The sequence below is a fragment of the Agrobacterium sp. SUL3 genome, from assembly GCF_001263295.1.
GTDB lineage: Bacteria > Pseudomonadota > Alphaproteobacteria > Rhizobiales > Rhizobiaceae > Agrobacterium > Agrobacterium tomkonis.
Window position 1 is genome coordinate 170,186 of sequence record NZ_KQ414507.1, and the last position, 16,114, is coordinate 186,299.

Here is a 16,114-nt window from a genome sequence, read left to right on the forward strand (position 1 = left end):
CTGAAATGAAGAAGAACGTTCTGATCATCGGCGCCGGTGGCGTAGCACAGGTCGTGGCGCATAAATGCGCCCAGAACAGCGATGTATTGGGAGACATTCATATTGCGTCACGGACTTTGGAAAAGTGCCGCAAGATTGTCGAGTCCGTACGCGAAAAGAAGAGCCTCAAGACAGATGTGAAACTTGAGGCCCATGCGCTTGACGCTATGGATATCGAGGCGACGAAAGCCTTGATCAAACAGACCGGCGTGGAAATCGTCATCAACGTCGGTTCGTCTTTCGTCAACATGTCCGTTCTTCGTGCCTGCATGGACGCAGGTGTTGCCTATATGGATACGGCGATCCATGAGGATCCGACCAAGATTTGCGAGGCGCCGCCGTGGTATGGAAACTACGAGTGGAAGCGCGCCGCTGAGTGCAAGGAAAAGGGCGTCACCGCCATTCTCGGCGTCGGTTTCGACCCCGGCGTGGTCAATGCCTATGCGCGCCTTGCCAAGGATGAATATTTCGACAAGGTCACTTCGGTCGATATCGTCGATATCAATGCCGGTAGCCATGGCCGCTGGTTCTCGACCAATTTCGATCCGGAAATCAACTTCCGCGAATTCACCGGCGTTGTTTATTCCTGGCAGAAGGGTGAGTGGCAGACGAACCAGATGTTCGAAGTCGGCCAGGAATTCGATTTGCCGGTTGTCGGCAAGCAGAAGGCCTACATGACCGGCCATGACGAAGTGCATTCGCTGTCCAAAAATATGGATGGCGCCGATGTGCGCTTCTGGATGGGCTTCGGCGATCATTACATCAACGTTTTCACGGTGCTGAAGAACCTTGGCCTCCTGTCCGAAAAGCCGGTCAAGACGGCTGAAGGCCTCGAAGTCGTGCCGCTCAAGGTGGTCAAGGCCGTGTTGCCCGATCCATCTTCGCTGGCGCCTGACTATGTCGGCAAGACCTGCATCGGCGATATCGTCAAGGGCATCAAGGACGGCAAGGAACGCGAAGTCTTCATCTACAACGTGGCCGACCATAAGGACGCCTATGAAGAAGTTGGTTCGCAGGGCATTTCCTACACCGCCGGCGTTCCCCCGGTCGCCGCTGCCATGCTGATTGCGACGGGCGAATGGGATGTGAAGCAGATGGCCAATGTGGAAGAACTTCCGCCGAAGCCGTTCCTGAACATTCTGAACAAGATTGGTCTGCCGAACCGCATCAAGGATGAAAACGGCGATCGCGCGCTGGAGTTCTGATTGCAGCATTCTCGACGGATAGAGACAAAAAAGCCCCGCGAATGCGGGGCTTTTTCTTTGCTATACAGAGTATCGATCGCGCGCTGGACGCAAAACGGGTGTAGTGCCCAGTCGATGGAAAGAGGTCTAACCAGTTACGCGACGTCATCCTCGGCCCTGTGCCGAGGATCCAATCACGTTGAATAAAATCAATAGGTTGCAGATCCTCGGGACAAGCCCAAGGATGACGTTGAGAGCAGGCATGCCCGCCGTCGTCGTTAGTCGCAGAGTGACCTCAGCCCTTCGTAAGCTTCGGTCCACGCTTCTCGAACGGCTTGTCTTTTTTGCCTTCGAATTTCGGCTTGTCGCCGAAGGGCTTTTTCTTTTTCCAGGGCTTGTCTTCAGCCTTGCGGTCATCGCGTGGCGCGCCTGCATTGTCTGATTTGGTGAACTTCCGCTGGGCCTTTGCCGGCCTTGTGTCTTCACGGGCACTGCCGGTCATTTCCGGCTTGCCTTCCAGCGCCTTCAGGCGAATGCCCTTCTCCAGCATCATGTCCTTGCCGATGGCAGAGGTGAAGCGGTCAACGGCATCGGCCGCCAGCTCCACAAAGGTCTCCGTCTGCTGCATGCGGATGGCGCCGATATCCTGACGGGTGATCTTGCCGAAACGGCACAGCATCGGGATGAGCCAGCGCGGTTCGGCACTCTGCTTGCGGCCAACGGAAAGCGAGAACCACGCGCTGTCGGAGAAGTCGGAGCGCTCGCGGCGCGGTGCGTTGTTTTCGACCGTCTCGAAACTGTCACGGCGCGGCTTGCGGCTGTTATCCAGCGCGACCTCGAAAATGTCTTCCGGTGCCGAGCGCCCGGCGTGATAGAGACGCACGAAGGCGGCGGCGACTTTTTCCGCGCCGTGCTGTTCCAGCAGCTGGTTGACGAAATCGCGTTCTTCCTCAGCCACGGCTTCGCTGAGTGTCGGGTCGGCCAGAAGCCGTGCGCCGTCGCGCTCGACGATCTCTTCGACGGAGGGCGGGCGAACCCATGCGGGGCTGACCTTGGCGCCTTCGAGAAGGCGTTCGGCCTTGCGGCGCTGGCTCACGGGCACAATGATGGCGCTGACGCCCTTCTGCCCGGCACGGCCAGTACGGCCGGAACGGTGCAGAAGCGTTTCGGAATTGGTCGGCAGGTCGGCATGGATGACGAGTTCCAGGCCAGGCAGGTCGATGCCGCGGGCAGCAACATCGGTCGCTACGCAAACGCGGGCGCGGCCGTCACGCATGGCCTGCAGCGCGTGCGTACGCTCGTTCTGCGTCAGTTCGCCGGAGAGGGCCACGACCGAAAAGCCGCGATTGTTCAACCGGGCCGTCAGATGGTTGACGGCGGCGCGGGTGGAGCAGAAGACGATGGCGTTGCGGGCTTCGTAAAAGCGCAGCGCGTTGATGATGGCGTTCTCGCGATCAGACGGCGACACCAGAAGCGCGCGATATTCGATATCCACATGCTGCTTCTGTTCGGAAGCGGTGGCGATGCGCACGGCATTCTTCTGGTAGCTTTCGGCCAGCTTGGCAATGCTGCGCGGCACGGTGGCCGAGAACATCAGCGTGCGACGGGTGTCGGGCGATTCCTCCAGAATGAATTCCAGATCCTCACGGAAGCCGAGATCGAGCATCTCGTCGGCTTCGTCCAGCACCACGGCGCGCAGCGACGACAGATCGAGTGCGCCACGCTTGATATGGTCGCAGAGACGGCCGGGCGTACCGACGACGATATGGGCGCCGCGTTCCAGCGCACGGCGCTCATTGCGGATATCCATGCCGCCGACACAGGATGCGATCGACACGCCGGCGAATTCATAAAGCCACTCCAGCTCGCGCTTGACCTGCATGGCCAGTTCGCGGGTTGGTGCAATAGCAAGAGCGAGCGGCGCGGAAGCCTGACCGAAGCGGGTATTTTCCGACAGCAGCGTGGTTGCGAGCGCGATGCCGAAGGCAACCGTCTTGCCGGAACCGGTCTGCGCGGAAACCAGCGCGTCCTTGTCGGCGAGATCAGGCGCAAGCATGGCCTTCTGCACGGGGGTCAAGTCGTTGTAGCCGCGTTTTTCCAACGCCTGCGCGATCGCCGGGGCGATACCCTGGGTGTCTGTCATCTACCGTCTTTCGGATATGAAGCTGCCCGCATCCGCCCGAAACCAATAGGTCCTAAAGTCTCCGGGGCAGCCGATACAGGCCATTTCGGCCATCTGGCCGGTTACATTGCCCGCGCTCATACTGCGAATAAGCCGGTTTGTACAGTGCACTGCGGTACGCTCTTTTACGGGTACTTTCTCCCGCCTTTTATTCCAGCCCGCCATCGTCCTTCGCAAAGGCCACTCAAAAGGCGTACCGCATGGTTCATAAACGGCATTGCGTGCCCCCCGCCTTTTCGCTAAGAGACCCGCAACTTGAGGCTCTTTGTCAGGAAGGGCCGACTGGGTTTGTTCTTGTCCACACCGGGTGAAAACCGGCTGGCGGAAAAAAGGGATGTACTGGTCAAGGCTATGGCTCGCATTGTCATGAAATTCGGCGGCACGTCCGTCGCGAACCTCGAACGTATTCACAATGTCGCACGGCATGTGAAACGCGAAGTGGATGCCGGCCATGAAGTGGCCGTGGTCGTTTCCGCCATGTCGGGAAAAACCAACGAATTGGTGGACTGGGTGCAGAACGCCGCAAAGGTGACCGGCACCAACGCCGCCTCCTTCTATGATGCGCGCGAATATGACGCGGTTGTCGCATCCGGCGAGCAGGTCACATCAGGTCTTCTGGCGATCACCCTGCAGTCCATGGGTATCAATGCACGCTCCTGGCAGGGCTGGCAGATCCCGATCCGTACCGATAATGCGCATGGCGCCGCCCGTATTCTCGAGATTGACGGTTCGGATATCGTCAAGCGCATGGGTGAGGGACAGGTTGCCGTCGTTGCCGGTTTCCAGGGCATCGGCCCGGATAATCGCATCGCGACGCTTGGTCGCGGCGGCTCTGACACGTCGGCTGTGGCCATTGCCGCCGCCGTCAAGGCGGATCGTTGCGACATCTATACCGATGTCGACGGTGTCTACACGACCGATCCGCGCATCGAGCCCAAGGCTCGGCGCATGAAAAAGATCGCCTTCGAGGAAATGCTCGAAATGGCGTCTCTCGGCGCGAAGGTTCTGCAGGTTCGCTCCGTCGAGCTTGCCATGGTACACAAGGTGCGCACCTTCGTTCGCTCCAGTTTCGAGGATCCCGATGCGCCGGGCATGGGCGACCTCATCAACCCGCCCGGTACTTTGATTTGTGACGAGGATGAAATCGTGGAACAGGAAGTCGTAACCGGCATCGCCTATGCCAAGGATGAAGCACAGATTTCGCTGCGCCGCGTGGCCGACCGTCCGGGCGTTTCCGCCGCGATCTTCGGTCCGCTCGCCGAAGCGCATATCAATGTCGACATGATCGTGCAGAACATCTCCGAAGATGGCTCGCGCACCGACATGACCTTCACCGTTCCCTCGGGTGACGTTGCCAAGGCTCTCAAGGTTCTCGACGACAACAAGGCCCAGATCGGCTTCGATGTTGCACAGAACGAGACGGGTCTTGCCAAGGTGTCCGTCATCGGTATCGGCATGCGCAGCCACGCCGGCGTTGCCGCCAGCGCCTTCAAGGCGCTTGCCGAGAAGAACATCAACATCAAGGCCATCACCACGTCAGAGATCAAGATTTCGATCCTGATCGACGGCGCCTATGCCGAACTTGCCGTTCGCACTTTGCATTCGGCCTACGGTCTCGATAAGAGCTAAATCCGAGACATCGGTTCCCGATGCTCCGATTCTTCGGAGTTGCGTTCTTCCGATGTGGCGTTTCTTGAAAGCGTGTCCCTTGCGGGACGCGCTTCTGGCGCTATAAATTTTTTAAATGACGTTTTGATTCTCGAATATTATGACATTCGGATCGGAAGCGTCGGGGAGCAAACGCGATGAGAGACCTTTCCGCAGGTCCGCGCGTCCTGCTCAAGCGGCTGCGCGAAATGATGGCGGAGCACCTTGAACCGCAGGATCGTCTGGACCAGATCGTCCGTCAGATTGCCAGCAACATGGTGGCAGAGGTTTGCTCCGTCTACGTGCTGCGTTCCGACAGCGTGCTGGAACTATATGCCACGGAAGGTCTCAACAAGGACGCCGTGCATCTTGCCCAGCTGAAAATGGGGCAAGGTCTTGTCGGCACCATTGCCGCTTCCGCTCAACCGCTTAATCTTTCCGATGCGCAGGCGCATCCCGCTTTCCGCTATCTTCCTGAAACCGGTGAGGAAATTTATCATTCCTTCCTCGGCGTGCCGATTTTGCGCTCCGGTCGCACTCTTGGCGTTCTTGTGGTCCAGAACAAGGCCAGCCGAACATACCGGGAGGATGAAGTTGAAGCGCTTGAGACAACCGCGATGCTTATCGCTGAAATAGTGGCGAGCGGCGAGTTGAAAAAGATCACCCGCCCGGGTGTGGAGCTGGACCTGACGCGTGCTGTTTCCATCGATGGCGATGGTTACGGTGAAGGCATCGGTCTTGGCCACGTCGTGCTGCACGATCCCCGCATTGTCGTCACCAACCTGCTGAACGAGGACGCGGATACGGAAATCCGCCGGCTTGCCGATGCCATTGGTTCGTTGCGGCTGTCGATCGATGACATGTTGCAGCGCCGCGACGTGCCGACCGAAGGTGAGCACCGCGAAGTTCTGGAAACTTACCGTATGTTCGCCCACGATCAGGGCTGGGTGCGGCGCATGGAAGAGGCGATCCGCAACGGCCTGACGGCGGAAGCGGCAGTGGAGAAGGTGCAGAGCGACACCAAGGCGCGCATGATGCGCCTGACCGATCCTTATCTGCGCGAGCGCATGCATGATTTCGATGATCTTGCCAACCGGCTGCTGCGTCAGCTGATCGGTTTTGGCGGTCGCGGACCCGAACAGGATTTCCCGCTCGACGCCATCGTTCTGGCACGTGCCATGGGCGCTGCCGAATTGCTGGATTACCCGCGTGAGAAACTGCGTGGTCTGGTGCTCGAAGACGGCGCGGTGACGAGCCACGTCGTTATCGTGGCGCGTGCCATGGGTATTCCGATCATCGGCCAGGCGGCGGGCATTGTCGCGCTGGCGGAAAACAACGATCCGATCATCATCGATGGTGATGACGGCCAGGTGCATCTGCGCCCGATGTCGGACCTGCAGCGTGCCTACGAGGAAAAAGTGCGTCTGCGCGCCAAGCGGCAGGAGCAATTCCGTGCGCTGCGTAATGTCGAGCCGATCACCAAGGATGGCCAGAAGGTCAATCTGAAGATGAATGCGGGTCTGCTGGTGGACCTGCCGCAGCTGGAGGAATCCGGCGCCGATGGCATTGGCCTGTTTCGCACCGAGCTGCAATTCATGATCGCCTCCAACATGCCGAAGGGTGAGGAGCAGGAGGCTTTCTACCGCTCCGTTCTGCGGCAGGCAAAGGGAAAGAGCGTCACCTTCCGCACGCTGGATATCGGCGGCGACAAGGTCGTTTCTTATATGCGCGGCCAGGAAGAGGAAAATCCGGCACTCGGCTGGCGGGCGATCCGCCTGTCGCTCGACCGTCCGGGCCTGATGCGCACGCAGATGCGCGCGCTGCTGCGCGCCGCTTCGGGTGCGGAGCTGCGCATGATGTTGCCGATGGTGACCGAGGTTTCCGAAATCCGGGCGGCACGCGATCTTCTCCAGAAGGAAGTGCAGCATCTTTCGAAATTCAGCCATGCGCTGCCGAAAAAGCTGCAATTCGGAGCGATGCTGGAAGTGCCATCCTTGATGTGGCAGCTCGATGAGCTGATGCAGGAGGTGGATTTCGTTTCCGTCGGTTCAAACGACCTCTTCCAGTTCTCTATGGCGGTCGACCGTGGCAATGCCCGGGTTTCGGATCGTTTCGACAATCTTGGCAAGCCGTTCCTGCGCATTCTGCGTGATATCGTTCGCGCCGGCGAAAGGCACCACACATCGGTCACGTTGTGCGGCGAGATGGCGGGCAAGCCGCTGACCGCCATGGCGCTGATCGGTCTGGGTTTCCGGTCGATCTCCATGTCGCCGACGGCAATCGGCCCGGTCAAGGCCATGCTGCTCGGGCTGGACGCAGCGCGACTTGCCGACGAGTTGAATGCTGCGCTCGACGATCATAATTCGCTGGAAAGCGGGCGCGAGGTGTTGTTACGCTTTGCTGCTGCGCATTCCATTCCCATTTAAAAGACTTATTTCATTATCGGAGTGACTGGTGGCGAAGCTTCCCGTCGAAAAAATGCGCGAGTTGGAAAGGCGTTTCGGAGAGATCGAAGCGCGGATGTCGGCCGGCCCGGCGGCGGATGTCTATGTGAAGCTGGCTTCGGAATATTCCGAGCTTCAGCCAGTTGTGAACAAGATCCGCGACTACGAAAAGGCGATTGCCGAGGCTGCCGATCTCGAGGCGCTGCTCGCCGACAAGACGACCGACAGGGACATGCGCGATCTGGCGGAAATGGAGTTGCCGGAGGTCGAGGCCCGCATCGGTGAGCTTGAGAAGGATATGCAGGTCCTGCTGCTCCCCAAGGATGCGGCGGATGAAAAAAGCGCGATCCTTGAAATCCGTGCCGGCACAGGCGGCTCCGAGGCGGCGCTTTTCGCCGGTGATCTGTTTCGGATGTATGAGCGCTTTGCATCGACCAAGGGCTGGAAAGTCGAAGTCCTTTCCGCCAGCGAAGGCGAAGCTGGCGGTTACAAAGAAATCATCGCCACGATCAGCGGGCGAGGGGTGTTTTCCAAGCTGAAATTCGAATCCGGCGTGCATCGCGTGCAGCGGGTGCCGGAAACGGAAGCGAGCGGCCGCATTCACACCTCCGCCGCCACCGTCGCGGTGCTGCCGGAAGCGGAGGATATCGACGTCGAAATCCGCCCCGAAGATATTCGCATCGATACGATGCGCGCATCGGGCGCAGGTGGCCAGCACGTCAATACCACCGACTCCGCTGTTCGCATCACCCATCTTCCCACGGGACTGATCGTCACGAGTTCGGAGAAATCCCAGCACCAGAACCGTGCCAAGGCCATGCAGGTTCTGCGCTCGCGCCTTTACGACATCGAGCGCCAGAAGGTGGATAGCGAACGTTCGGCTGACCGCAAGAGCCAGGTCGGTTCGGGTGACCGGTCCGAGCGCATCCGCACCTATAATTTTCCGCAGGGGCGTGTCACCGATCACCGCATCAACCTCACCCTCTATAAACTCGATAGAATGATCGAAGGTGAAATCGATGAGCTTGTGGATGCGTTGATCGCCGATTATCAGGCCGGCCAGCTGGCACTGCTTGGCGAACAGCAGCTTTGAGCGGCGCTGAGGGGACCGTTTCGGCAGAACTCGCCGCCGCCCGCAAACGGCTGCAGATGGCCGGTGTTGCCGATCCGCTTCTCGATGCGCGCCTGCTGATCGGTGAGGTTATTGCCTTTTCACTGACCGATTTCGTGATGAAGCCGGACCGGCCCATTACGCGGGAAGAGCAGGCCCGCATCGCTTCCATGATCGAAAGACGGGCCGGGGGAGAACCTGTCTACCGTATCCTCGGTCACCGGGAGTTTCACGGCCTCGATCTTCTGTTGTCGAAGGAGACACTCGAACCCCGTCCGGATACGGAGATTCTCGTTGATACGCTGTTGCCGGCGTTAAGGGATGCTGTTTCCCAAAAGGGTAGCGCCCGCATTCTGGATTTGGGCACGGGCACGGGTGCGATCTGTCTGGCGCTTTTGAAGGAATGCCCTGACGCGACGGGTATCGGCAGCGATATTTCCGCTGGCGCGTTGGAGACGGCTGCGAAAAATGCGTCCAGAAACGGGCTCGAAACGCGTTTCGAGATCAGGCAGAGCGATTGGTTCGAAAAAATCTCCGGCAGCTTTGACATAATTGTGTCGAATCCGCCTTATATAAGAAGCGATATCGTTACAACGCTGGACCGAGAGGTTCGTCATCATGATCCGATGGCGGCGCTGGACGGAGGTCAGGACGGCCTTGCACCGTACCGCCTTATTGCTGCCGACGCAGGCCGCTTTCTTGTGGAAAACGGGATCGTTGGTGTGGAGATCGGTTTCGATCAAAGGCTTGATGTTTCCACGATATTTGCTTCTAACGGTTTCTCTCTTGTGGACGCCGTGAAGGATTATGGCGGCAACGACAGAGTTTTGATCTTCCGGAGATAGTTCTTCGCGATATGGCGGCGGATTTTTGCAGAGATATTTTGCACAGCAAAAGAAAAGGCTTGGATTTCCGCGGGAAGCGGGATAGTTTGCGGCCACATGCAGGGTGGCTGAGGACGAACGCAGATTCGTCAGGGTATGGGTCAGTCCCGAAGCGGGTTCTTTTGAGAGCCCTGAAAGGCTGGGCGTTTCCGGCATGTGAATCAGTAAACTTTGTTCGCAGGCGGCTCGGTGCAGCATTTGCGCGACCGGTCGTCACACGCGAGGTCTTGTCCGGGGTTATCTTCGGCAGGACGCGTGACGGAACAATTTCAGGAAAAATTTCCAGCGGTTTTCCGTCCGGAATTGCATGAAAATAACCAGATTGTCAGCAAAACAGAATTCAGGTGAGCAATTGATGAGGCCAGGACAGCAAAACAAGCGCGGCCGGGGGCGTGGAAGCAACAATAATAACAACAATAACAATGGTGGCGGTAATAACAACTTCAACCGCAAGGGCGGCAATCCGCTCACCAGGACTTATGACAGTTCCGGCCCCGATGTTAAGATTCGCGGTACAGCCCAGCACATAGCGGAAAAATACGCTGCCCTTGCCCGGGACGCGCAGAGTTCTGGCGACCGTGTGATTGCGGAAAACTATCTGCAGCACGCTGAGCATTACAACCGCATCATTGCCACGGCTCAGGCCCAGATGCAGGAACGTTTCCAGCGCGATGATCGCGGTGAATACAATGCCGCCGACGCGGATGCCGACGATATGGATGGAAACGATGGCGACGATGGCGTCGTTGCATCGCAGCAGCATTCCGAACAGGTAGAGCGCGTCCAGCAGCCGGAGCGCCAGGAGCGCACCGAGCGGAGCGAGCCACGCCAGGAACGTCGCGAACGTCCGGACCGCCGTGAACGGCAGGAACGTCAGCCGCGCCAGCCGCAGGTTTCGGCCGAACAGCAGCCGCCGGTTTACGACGCCAGCCAGGCGCCGCAGCCCGTCATCGAAGGTACGCCCATGGAAGTGGCCGTCGAGGAAGAGCAGCAGCAGGCGGAAGCACCCGCGACCGAACGTGCGCCAAAGACCCGTCGTGCCACGACCCCGCGCCCGCGTCGTCCGCGCCGTGCCGCAGCGGCGGAAGGTGCTGAAGGTGAAGACGCGCCCGCCGGTGAAGACGCAACACCGGCCACCCTTGAAAACGCTGCTGAATAAGCAGGGGTTTCAAGCAGACCGCGTCAAACACGCGGCCAGGCACGCTGCCAGACACGCGATTGAAAAACTCCGGCTTGCCGGAGTTTTTTGTTTTTAGGGCTTACATGGGGGGAGCCGTTGGCTGGCAAAAAAGGTGAGTGCGCGTCGGCAAGCTGATGTCTGTCAAAACAGGTGAAAATTTCCCTGATGGCGGTTTTTCGCCCCTTTAAACCGATGAAAATGCCTCCCATATTCGTGCAGGAAGGACGCAAGCCGCATTCGCCGGCAACCGACCTTCGAGAGGCGGCGATCGTGAAATGCTTTAAACACGGCTGTCGTAGCGGGGCTTGCCTTTTGAGGGAGCCTCAACCCTAACACCCGGAGCCGTGCCGAAAGCGGGCGGGCCGGTCAATGGAGGTTCGACTATGAATATTGAAAAATACTCCGAACGTGTTCGCGGTTTTCTGCAATCGGCACAGACGTTTGCGCTTGCGGAAAATCATCAGCAGTTTTCTGCGGAACATGTTCTCAAGGTTTTGCTCGATGACGAGCAGGGCATGGCGGCATCGCTGATCGAGCGTGCTGGTGGCGACGCGAAAGAAGCGCGTCTTGCCAATGATGCCGCGTTGGCGAAATTGCCCAAGGTTTCCGGTGGCAATGGCGGCCTTTCGCTGACGGCGCCGCTTGCCAAAGTGTTTTCGACTGCAGAAGATCTCGCAAAGAAGGCAGGCGACAGCTTCGTTACCGTCGAGCGCCTTTTGCAGGCGTTGGCGATTGAAAGCTCTGCTTCCACTTCGGCTTCGCTGAAGAAGGCAGGGGCAACGGCGCAGGCTCTCAACCAGGTCATCAACGACATCCGCAAGGGCCGCACGGCTGATAGCGCCAATGCCGAACAGGGTTTTGACGCCCTGAAGAAATACGCGCGCGATCTGACGGAAGAAGCCCGTGAGGGCAAGCTCGACCCGGTGATTGGCCGTGACGACGAAATCCGCCGTACCATTCAGGTCCTTTCGCGCCGCACCAAGAACAACCCCGTGCTGATCGGTGAACCGGGCGTCGGTAAAACGGCGATTGCCGAAGGGCTTGCTCTGCGCATCGTCAATGGTGACGTGCCGGAAAGCCTCAAGGACAAGAAGCTGATGGCGCTCGATATGGGCGCGCTGATCGCAGGTGCGAAATATCGCGGTGAATTCGAAGAGCGTCTGAAGGCCGTACTCAATGAAGTGCAGGCTGAAAATGGCGGCATCATCCTGTTTATCGATGAGATGCATACGCTGGTCGGTGCCGGCAAGGCTGATGGTGCGATGGATGCCTCCAACCTCCTGAAGCCCGCGCTTGCCCGCGGTGAACTTCATTGCGTTGGCGCCACCACGCTCGATGAATATCGCAAGCATGTGGAAAAGGACCCGGCTCTTGCCCGCCGTTTCCAGCCCGTGCTGGTGGACGAGCCGACCGTTGAGGATACGATCTCTATCCTGCGCGGTCTTAAGGAAAAATACGAACAGCATCACAAGGTTCGAATCTCGGATTCGGCCCTTGTTGCTGCTGCGACGCTTTCCAACCGCTACATCACCGACCGGTTCCTGCCCGACAAGGCAATCGACCTGATGGACGAGGCCGCTTCGCGTCTTCGCATGCAGGTGGATTCCAAGCCGGAAGAGCTGGACGAGCTGGATCGTCGTATCATCCAGCTCAAGATCGAGCGCGAAGCTTTGAAGCAGGAGACGGACCAGTCCTCCGTCGATCGCCTGAAAAAGCTCGAAGATGAGCTGGCCGATACGGAAGAAAAGGCGGATGCGCTGACGGCCCGCTGGCAGGCGGAAAAGCAGAAGCTCGGCCATGCCGCCGACCTGAAAAAGCGGCTGGATGAAGCCCGCAACGAACTGGCGATTGCCCAGCGCAACGGCCAGTTCCAGCGCGCCGGCGAGTTGACCTATGGCATTATTCCGGGCCTTGAAAAGGAACTGGCTGCGGCGGAAGCCCGTGACAGCAGCGGTGCCGGTTCGATGGTTCAGGAGGTGGTGACACCGGACAATATTGCCCATGTCGTTTCCCGCTGGACCGGCATTCCCGTCGACAAGATGCTCGAAGGTCAACGCGAAAAGCTGCTGCGCATGGAAGACGAGCTTGCCAAGTCCGTTGTCGGGCAGGGTGAAGCCGTTCAGGCGGTTTCCAAGGCAGTTCGCCGTTCGCGTGCCGGCCTTCAGGATCCGAACCGCCCGATCGGCTCGTTCATCTTCCTCGGCCCGACGGGCGTGGGCAAGACCGAGCTGACGAAGTCGCTCGCCCGCTTCCTGTTTGACGACGAGACCGCGATGGTTCGCCTCGATATGTCGGAATATATGGAGAAACACTCCGTTGCCCGGCTCATCGGCGCGCCTCCCGGTTATGTCGGTTACGAAGAGGGGGGTGCTTTGACTGAAGCGGTTCGTCGCCGGCCCTATCAGGTCGTCCTGTTCGACGAGATCGAGAAAGCGCATCCTGACGTGTTCAACGTCCTGTTGCAGGTGCTGGATGATGGCCGCCTGACGGATGGCCAGGGCCGCACCGTCGATTTCAAGAACACCATCATCATCATGACCTCGAACCTCGGTTCGGAATTCATGACGCAGATGGGTGACAATGACGATGTGGATTCGGTTCGTGAACTGGTGATGGAGCGGGTCCGGTCGCATTTCCGGCCGGAATTCCTCAACCGTATCGACGATATCATCCTGTTCCACCGCCTGCGGCGTGATGAAATGGGTGCGATCGTGGAAATTCAGTTGAAGCGGCTCGTCTCGCTGCTGGGTGATCGCAAGATCTCGCTCGAACTGGATGAGGATGCCCGCAGCTGGCTCGCCAACAAGGGCTACGATCCCGCTTACGGCGCACGTCCGCTGAAGCGGGTGATCCAGAAGTCGGTTCAGGACAGGCTTGCCGAAATGATCCTCGGCGGGGAAATCCCCGATGGTTCGCGGGTCAAGGTGACGTCCGGCACGGACCGGCTGCTGTTCAAGGTCAAGCCTCCGAAGGGCGAGGCCGAAACCGAAACGGCCGATGCGGCATAAAAGAAAGGGCTCCGGAAACGGAGCCCTTTTCATTTGGTCTGCTTTTCGGGCTGCTAAATGCCGGCGGATTACCGGCTCGCCACCTGATTTGGCTTGTCCTCGATGTTGAGAAGATTGTCGATGCGCTTTCTCTCGTCGGAGAACCGTGCAAGCGCATCGCCGGCAAGCGATTTGCCGCCCGGCAGGCGCACTTTCATCGCGTCCACTTTCGTGCCGTTGACGATCAGTTCGTAATGCAGGTGGGCGCCGGTCGAAAGGCCGGTCGATCCCACATAACCGATGACCTGGCCCTGCCGGACCTTGGAGCCCTCGGTTACGCCCTTGGCGATGGCGCTCTGGTGATTATAGGAAGAGACATAGCCGTTGGCATGGCGAAGCAGGGTCTGGTTGCCGTAACCGGAGGCCCAGCCGGCCTTCTCGACAGTGCCGTTGCCGGTTGCGATGATCGGCGTGCCGCGGGCGGCGGCCCAGTCGGTTCCGGTATGCATGCGGCTGAATTTCAGAACCGGGTGGCGGCGCATGCCGAAACCGGATGTCATGCGGCCGTTCGGAACCGGGTTGCGCAACAGGAACTGCCGGATGCTTTTGCCGTTCTCGTCGAAATAATCGATGCTGTTGTCATCAGGGTTCTGGAACCGGTAAAACCGCGTCTCGTTGTCGCCGAACTTGGCGTTGACATAGAGCAGTTCCGACTTGTCGGTGGCCTTGCCATCGGCATCTTCCACGGAGAAGAATGCTTCCAGCGTATCCGCCGGTTTGAGCTGCGCCTGAAAATCGACACTGCTGGCCAGCAGCTTGATAAGCTGGGAAACCATGCTCTGGTTCATGCCATAAGCGAGAGCCGCGCGGTAGACACCGTCATAGACGCTCGGCAGGTCGCGGCCGGCCGCCGGCGCCGGCGTGCTGTCGAAGGCGCTCGCTACCGCGTCGAGTTTCGGCGGTTCGCTGGCCTTGATGAAGTTTTTGCGGTCATCGACGGCCATGGTGACCATGTGGCGGCCCTTGCGATAAAGGCTGACGCGCACGATGTCGCTTTTTTCGTCTTCCTGAATGATGCCGACACGCAGCACATCACCGCTTTCGACATTGTTCGACTGGAGTTGCGGTGACAGCAGCCCGGCGATTTCCGATGATTGTGCCTTCGAGTAACCCGCGCCGAACAAAGCGGCCTCGATGGTCTCGGTCTGGCGGGCAGGGATCACGTCGTCGGCATATTCCTTGACCGGTACTGAGGCCGATTGTGGAGTTGAGACCGACATATTCTGCTCGACGACACGGGCCGCGAGGCCGGCCGTGATATCGACATCGCCTTCATCATTATCAAAGCGGCGCGGGTCGATGTAATAAAGTGCGGCAACTTGCTCGTTGCCATCCGTCAGGATCGAGCCATTCGAGCGTACCGCTTCCTCCACCTCGTCGAAGCTCAAGGAGCCGGCAAAGGCGTATTTGGAGTGCTGGACCGGAAAGGCCACGGTCTTCAGGCTGACTTCGGATTCAACCTCGGAGCCGTAGATCGTTCCCGTGCGGCTCGGCGCCGGCGCGGCGGCGTCCTTGTCGTCGTTGCTCGCAAAAATGTTCAGGGGATCGAAGGCAGGATAATCATCCTGCTTGGCGTAATTCGCTGCCAGCGGAATTTTGACGTGAGAGAAGGGAACCTTGCGGACCACTTCCTTGTCGCCTTCATTGATGACAGTCGAGACTTCCATGATCGACCGATCGGATGGCCGGGCTGCGATATTCGGGGCGATAAGGCGCGTGCCGCGGCGCGCCGCTTCCGTCGCATTGTTACCCATGTCCGCCTTGGCAAAGGCCTCGGCGGGAATGGCGAGCTGCTGGCGGCCATCGAGGGCCGCAAACAGAGCCACACCCATCAATATGGAAGAGGTGATGCCGGTCAGGAATGTGCCGGAAAGCCATCTGAGCGAAATCTCGCGACGATCGGGTGCACGGCGCCCTTCCGCCAGAATTGGCGGTTCCGTGCCTAGCGACCGGATCACATTGCGATCCGCAGTCATACCAGCTGTGCCCCGTCGGTCATGCGCTCTCCAGAAACTTCAGGCGAAGGTGTGCAACTTTCAATGCCATGAGTCAAATTGATCGACGCACCGAAAGATATGTCGCAACAGCCTACATAAGGACACGCGCACGCATGCCCGCATTAACGCTTCGTTGGCAAAGCAATTAGCGAGGAACCGGGCCAAAAGAAGGCGCGGGGCTCGACTTGATGTCGCGGGCCTTGTTCTCCTGTGCAAAACCGGCAGCGCTTCGGCGCCCTTTGCGTCGGAGAATTGCTGAAAATTGAAATTATTACTTAAAATCAATAACTTGATAGATTTTCTTATTTTTCGTGATTTGAGCTGTTGACTTGTTTGAGGGTGATCTCTTATAAGTCCGCTCACTGAACGAGGGCGGCGGCGCTGCTGGCGACGAAGTCT

10 protein-coding genes are annotated in these 16,114 nt (G+C 58.8%); 7 read left to right on the plus strand and 3 right to left on the minus strand.

What is annotated here, in order from left to right; all coding sequences use genetic code 11:
• Window positions 1-5: 5 nt before the first annotated feature.
• The gene (locus AKG12_RS18595; protein ID WP_046802098.1) at window positions 6-1,244 is read left to right on the plus strand and encodes a saccharopine dehydrogenase family protein; all 1,239 of its coding nucleotides are present in this window, start codon (window positions 6-8) and stop codon (window positions 1,242-1,244) included.
• Window positions 1,245-1,518: 274 nt separating this feature from the next.
• On the opposite strand, the gene AKG12_RS18600 is transcribed toward AKG12_RS18595, so the two are convergent.
• Window positions 1,519-3,366, minus strand: coding sequence for a DEAD/DEAH box helicase (locus tag AKG12_RS18600; protein WP_052819999.1), 1,848 nt, complete (start codon window positions 3,364-3,366; stop codon window positions 1,519-1,521).
• 390 nt (window positions 3,367-3,756) lie between these two features.
• Between AKG12_RS18600 and AKG12_RS18605 the strand changes: the two genes are divergently transcribed.
• The 6 genes from AKG12_RS18605 to clpB all read left to right on the plus strand — a co-directional run bounded on the left by AKG12_RS18605 (window position 3,757) and on the right by clpB (window position 13,679).
• Entirely contained in the window at window positions 3,757-5,034 is a 1,278-nt protein-coding gene (locus AKG12_RS18605; protein ID WP_046802096.1) for an aspartate kinase, read from the plus strand.
• A gap of 176 nt (window positions 5,035-5,210) precedes the next feature.
• Window positions 5,211-7,478 carry a phosphoenolpyruvate--protein phosphotransferase gene (ptsP, locus tag AKG12_RS18610; RefSeq protein ID WP_046802095.1) on the plus strand — a complete coding sequence of 756 codons (2,268 nt, stop codon included), beginning with the start codon at window positions 5,211-5,213 and terminating at the stop codon, window positions 7,476-7,478.
• Window positions 7,479-7,506: 28 nt separating this feature from the next.
• Window positions 7,507-8,589: a peptide chain release factor 1 gene (gene prfA / locus AKG12_RS18615; protein ID WP_046802094.1), complete on the plus strand. Its 1,083-nt coding sequence runs from the start codon at window positions 7,507-7,509 to the stop codon at window positions 8,587-8,589.
• Between the two features lie 56 nt (window positions 8,590-8,645).
• On the plus strand, window positions 8,646-9,452 hold the full coding sequence (gene prmC, locus AKG12_RS18620) for a peptide chain release factor N(5)-glutamine methyltransferase (protein WP_502688810.1): 807 nt from the start codon (window positions 8,646-8,648) through the stop codon (window positions 9,450-9,452).
• A gap of 394 nt (window positions 9,453-9,846) precedes the next feature.
• A complete protein-coding gene (locus AKG12_RS18625; protein ID WP_052820001.1) occupies window positions 9,847-10,650 on the plus strand; it encodes a DUF4167 domain-containing protein in 804 nt (267 codons plus the stop codon).
• A gap of 404 nt (window positions 10,651-11,054) precedes the next feature.
• On the plus strand, window positions 11,055-13,679 hold the full coding sequence (gene clpB, locus AKG12_RS18630) for an ATP-dependent chaperone ClpB (RefSeq protein ID WP_046802091.1): 2,625 nt from the start codon (window positions 11,055-11,057) through the stop codon (window positions 13,677-13,679).
• 68 nt (window positions 13,680-13,747) lie between these two features.
• Here clpB and AKG12_RS18635 read toward each other — a convergent pair whose 3' ends face one another.
• A complete protein-coding gene (locus tag AKG12_RS18635; RefSeq protein ID WP_046802090.1) occupies window positions 13,748-15,694 on the minus strand; it encodes a M23 family metallopeptidase in 1,947 nt (648 codons plus the stop codon).
• A 60-nt stretch (window positions 15,695-15,754) separates the two neighbouring features.
• The coding region (locus tag AKG12_RS30915) for a hypothetical protein (protein WP_210168242.1) at window positions 15,755-16,114 on the minus strand (360 nt) is incomplete at its 5' end.